The organism is Shewanella surugensis (assembly GCF_023284005.1).
In the GTDB taxonomy this organism is placed as follows: Bacteria; Pseudomonadota; Gammaproteobacteria; order Enterobacterales; family Shewanellaceae; genus Shewanella; species Shewanella surugensis.
The window spans coordinates 1-5,128 of the sequence record NZ_JAKIKS010000207.1 but is presented as its reverse complement, the minus strand read 5'-3'; the positions used below and the strand labels follow the sequence as shown (position 1 = coordinate 5,128).

Sequence of the window (5,128 nt, the reverse complement as noted above, 5' to 3'; positions counted from 1 at the left end):
CATTTTTAGTCATTGCGATGTTCCTTTTGTTAATTGTTGATCGGCCAAGATCAATTAACAGGTTACATCGCAATGCTTTATCCTCATACACCAGAAACGACTATAGCTCGTGGCTACGCGCTATGAGAGAAAGGCTAAGTACTATTTAGGGACGCTTCAATTAGCTGCTTCTATGATTTGGTTAGCGTAATTGTCAACGCCCCCTAGGCACTAATCAATGCGCTCAATAAGGAACAATGGCAATAAGGTATATTGAAAACTGCTGTCACAAAGCTTAATGCTAAGTAAACGATATCATTTAAAAACGCATTTTAAACTCATTTCTTTAGCATTTTTAACGAAAGAAAGCTCCTATTCAACATTCATATGTTACACATCATGGTATACATAAAATAAGATTTAACTTAAACATTTAAGTTATTTTTCAATCCATTAATGGGTAATCCAAATGTTATCAAATAAGAATGAATCACAAGAATATGACTTCTTGAGCAAATTATTTCATTGGTTTATGGCCATAATTATTGTTTACACCATGCTCGCAGGATTTAGCCTGCATATTATTGATGAGCATTCTTCACTTTGGTTCTTTATTTCACAATTAAACATATCATTAGCTTTTTTGTCAGCACTGATTTTTATTCCCCGTTGGGTTTGGAGTTTTTTTAGAACGGAGCCTGCTCAAGTGACTATGCCAACCCTACAAAGAAACGTCGCCAACATGTTTCATTCTTTACTGTATTTATTGATGTTTTTTGTCTATATAACGGGGTTTTTAATGTTAAGTGAGCCTGTTGTTATATTAGGACATCTCAACTATGTAAACCCATTAATACAGCATGATAACATCTGTGATTTATTTTTTATTTTCCACCGCTTTTCTTGCTATTTTTTATTTTTTCTCATCATCATTCATGTGTTAGCCGTCATTAAACATCAATACATTGATAAAAATCATTTATTAAATAAAATGCTTTTTTAATTTGTAATCGCCTCAAAGCATAATGAGACAATAAGATAATCATTTCAATCAACAATGAGAGTCATTATTGAGATAGCACGACTATTTAACCATGAATAAGGGGCATTAATGTATTCGCGTGTATTGTGTGTTAGTCGCTCGCCGAAGGCTCGCAAGCTGGAGGTCATTAGTTGGACGCGCCTACGCGCGCCCTCCCCTAACTTGCTAGGCATCTGCCTTATTCAAGACAACACTGTCAATCTGATCTATTTGGACGTGGGGGTAGTGTGGCTCACGCGTTTGAAACGATAAAATAGAGGTATTCTGGATCACACCATTATCAATATTAATCGCTTTATTGATGGTCATACTTTGTTGCCAACCATCGCGGCCTGCGAGTACTGCCGGTAAATAAACAATGAGCGCGGCAGAGATTGAACGCGTTGCACTTTCCCAGAGATAGCTCGGAGTATGATCCACAGCATAATAATCAGTAGTACCATATTGAAACATCGGCTCCTTAAAGGTGGTTGGTTTGGCAAAAAAGAATCCCATCCCTTCATCACAACTCACATCGATAATCAGACTGTTGTGCTTGAGACATGCGCTTTCCGCTTCGGTCACAAAGTTGATAGGGTTATCGGTTTCTTGAAAAGTGCCGTTAACGATAATATCAGCCTCGCTGATCAGTTCAGTTAGCGGCCGCGAGGTGCCATCATGTTCCACCACCACCATGCGTGCTTCCCCCTCATTACCTGCTCGGATCTTTACGTAGTGGCAATCGAGTACCTCTTCACGTACCTCGTGATCGGGGCGCTGAATACAAATGGTGATATCTCTAAACCCATGCGCCTTGAGAGCGTATATCGCCCCGCGACTAACAGCACCAAAACTGAAAATAATCGTTTTACGCTGGTTACCGTAATGTCCATCAATCCCTTTAAGTTGGAAGGCATGTAAAATGGCGCAATAACCCGCCATTTCATTGTTCTTATAGAATGTGTGCCGGCCCGATTGACCGCTAGGCGTCCAAACAAACATATCCTCAAAGGCAATGAGCGTTTGCTTACGATCGATTGCAGCTTGGGTAATCTCCTCTTGCTGTACACAATGCACATAACCCCAAAGTATTCCTCCTTCACGAAGTTCGTGTAAATCCTCTAATACTGGCTTGGCAATGATCACCATGCCAATATCAGCCAATAACGCGTGGCGGGTGGCAACGCCCCCCGTCTGAGCAGCAATGTCTAGATCGGATATATTAAATGCTGCGCCGTAGCCTTCTTCAAAAATCAACTGCCGGCGAATGTTTTCAGGAATACGCGATAAATGCTCTGGATGGATTGGATAACGACGTTCATCCTCTTTCCTTGACGATCCAATGACTCCCACTGTTAATTTACTCATGCGGTTCCCTTTTTATTAAAAAATCAATACGTGTGACTTCATGAACGAATGACTCACTTCGCCAATAGGTCTATTTTTGAATGCGCTGATCTGTCGAAAGTGTTTCAGAAAGTGAAACACGGTATAACAGGTGTACGCTTATTCAACAGCAAGATAACACTGCACGGCGCTTGCCGTTTTCATGTTACCTCCTTGCTAATGTGTATTTCTCAAGCCTTTGATTTAACATTTTTTAATGTAGAATTTAATGTAGAAATTGATAAGTGATCAGTTCAAATAATCGGATAAAAGCAGGCTTTTTGTCGATAAGACTTGAGACATTTTAGAAGTACAGCCCTCTTAATGAAACAATACATTAACATACTGATACAAATTAAAGTATGTTAATCTAATTCTGACTCAATCAAACAAGGAAAAGCGTGACTTAGATCCTGACAAAGTGAGCAAGTTTGAAACTTGGTTTGTCATATAATTATTTGATACTTAATAAAAAATAAAAACTAATTCGAAGAAAATGCACTGTTTAAATTCCGTTAAAAACAGTGTAGATGTGACCGTTGATGGTGAGGTGAGGTTTACAGGGTAAAGCATCGAACAAGAAATAAAGCTGTTCCTTAGCACCCATAGTAACAGAGAAACCATCGCTCACCTAAGGTTATACCCAAGCCACTTGAAGATGCATGTTTTCAATGGTCACGGGGGATCTGGGATAAATGAATTCACAAATAACAGTCATAGGGATATTAAAAAGTCGCCCGTGTCACCGTTACAGGCTAATATTAAGCGTCATTTAGCCAACCTTTTCGCACCGCCAGTTGCACTTGATTGACTATCCAAGCGTGAATGTCGGGGAAATCTCCTGCAATAAAACCGTGCGCCTTTAATACGCTAGCCCTCAATGCCAGCTGGCATTGAGGGCTAGGATTTTTGATCAGTGTCGGTGTCAAAAACCTATTCAATACCACATACGCCGAACACATTAGTCGCTCTGGCGCCAGCAATAACGCACCGGGTAGCGAACCTATGTGGCAAGTCAATGAACCCGGCCGCAACGCATGGTTTAAAATCGATTATATATTTTAAGGCGATGGATCACCTTGCTTGTGATGAAACACGCACTTATCTAAGGGGATCAGGCGGGTGTGATGTTTTATTTTATAGCCAATGCCTATGATGAAAAAGACGATCACTCCCATATAGGTCGAAAAAAACGTCCCCCATGTAAACTCATGGGAGACGATCGCATTCAAGGGTTGCCCTATGATAATCGCGGCAATCAATACCATAGCGATCACAGGGGCCAAAGGAAATAATTTAGATCGATATGGCAGCGCTGCCATATCGAACCCTTGTGCAAGGTAGGCGCGTCTAAAGCGATAGTGACTCAAGGCAATACCAAACCACACGACAAAGCCCGCTAGACTCGAGATATTCACTAGCCAGTGAAAAATAACGCCATTTTGAAACTTATAGGTTAATAAAAAGGCCGAACCCGCGATGGCGGTTATGATCAAGGCCATATAAGGCACCCCAGAGCGACTCACCTTCGCTATGCTCTTAGGCCCTTGATGGCTTTTTGCCAAATACCACATGATACGCGTCGCCGAGTACATATTGGCATTGCCCGTGGACAATACCGCCACTAAAATGATGGCATTGGTGAGCGACGCCGCAAACTGTAATCCCGCCTGCTGAAATATCAAGGTAAAAGGACTCATTGTCACATGCGAGCTGGCTAAACTGGGGCTGGTATACGGAATTAAAAAACTGATCACTACTAATGATAATAGGTAAAAAATGAGAATACGCCAAAAGGTCATCTTAATTGCTTTGGGCACGCTTTTTTGTGGCGTCTTGGCTTCCCCTGCGGCCACCCCCACCAACTCAGTGCCTTGAAACGAAAATCCCGCCAGCAACAACACCCCCACCACAGCATAGCCGCCACCATGAAAGGGGGCATCGCCAATGGTCCAATTGCTAAAGTTCACGGCGGCATTATGCCCCAGCATGCCCACGATCGTCAGGCCACCAACGATAATAAAAATGATAATAAAGCTGACTTTCACCATAGATAAAAAATATTCTGTTTCACCAAACAGTTTGACCGTGAACAAATTAATTCCAAAGATCACCACATAAAACAGGCCGGACCATTGCAATGTATTGGCATCAGGAAACCAAAAGGTCATGATAAAGGCTGCGGATAAAATATCAACCGCTATAGATATCGATAAACTGAACCAGTAATTCCACCCCATGGCAAACCCAAAAGCGGGATCCACATACTGGCCTGAATACTCACAAAAGGTACCTGTAGTGGGGGCATAGGTCGACATTTCGGCTAGACTCGTCATTAAAAAGTACACCATGATGGCGATCAGCCCATACCCCAGCACCGCGCCTCCGGGGCCAGCGGAATGAATCGACATGCCACTGGTTAAAAACAGCCCAGTGCCGATAGAGCCACCCAAGGCGATCATCGTCAGGTGCCGACTTTGCAAACGTCTTTTTAACGTGTTCATTGACATGATTATTTAGCTTGCCTATACATGATGAGCTCCATCAAGTGTAGCCTAAAAGCGCCCCGCATAAGCACCGCTTGGCTACGACTCAATACACAAGCGCCCTAAGCGTCGCGCGCACTTAGCACCCAGGGCGGGAGCATACTTTGTCGGATAATTAACCAAAGAAAACTTTTGCCCTGTAATCATCGTCCCAACTCGCCTTTTTTAGCTTATTTCGCTGACTTGGCGCACCGCA

4 protein-coding genes are annotated in these 5,128 nt (G+C 42.4%); 1 reads left to right on the top strand and 3 read right to left on the bottom strand.

The window, feature by feature from the left end:
- Positions 1-448: 448 nt before the first annotated feature.
- Positions 449-982, top strand: a complete 534-nt coding sequence (locus L2764_RS25640) for a cytochrome b (RefSeq protein ID WP_248943190.1) — start codon at positions 449-451, stop codon at positions 980-982.
- A 204-nt stretch (positions 983-1,186) separates the two neighbouring features.
- Here the strand turns inward: L2764_RS25640 and L2764_RS25635 are convergent, their stop codons facing one another.
- The 3 genes from L2764_RS25635 to L2764_RS25625 all read right to left on the bottom strand — a co-directional run bounded on the left by L2764_RS25635 (position 1,187) and on the right by L2764_RS25625 (position 4,890).
- Entirely contained in the window at positions 1,187-2,368 is a 1,182-nt protein-coding gene (locus L2764_RS25635; protein WP_248943189.1) for a N(5)-(carboxyethyl)ornithine synthase, read from the bottom strand.
- Between the two features lie 779 nt (positions 2,369-3,147).
- Positions 3,148-3,405: a hypothetical protein gene (locus L2764_RS25630; protein ID WP_248943188.1), complete on the bottom strand. Its 258-nt coding sequence runs from the start codon at positions 3,403-3,405 to the stop codon at positions 3,148-3,150.
- A 42-nt stretch (positions 3,406-3,447) separates the two neighbouring features.
- Positions 3,448-4,890 carry an amino acid permease gene (locus L2764_RS25625; protein WP_248943187.1) on the bottom strand — a complete coding sequence of 481 codons (1,443 nt, stop codon included), beginning with the start codon at positions 4,888-4,890 and terminating at the stop codon, positions 3,448-3,450.
- Between the last annotated feature and the right edge of the window lie 238 nt (positions 4,891-5,128).

Excerpts from the sequence above, each read along its gene's own strand:
- L2764_RS25640 (WP_248943190.1), top strand. The coding sequence starts at position 449 with ATGTTATCAAATAAGAATGAATCACAAGAATATGACTTCTTGAGCAAA.
- L2764_RS25635 (WP_248943189.1), bottom strand. The coding sequence starts at position 2,368 with ATGAGTAAATTAACAGTGGGAGTCATTGGATCGTCAAGGAAAGAGGAT.
- L2764_RS25625 (WP_248943187.1), bottom strand. The coding sequence starts at position 4,890 with ATGAACACGTTAAAAAGACGTTTGCAAAGTCGGCACCTGACGATGATC.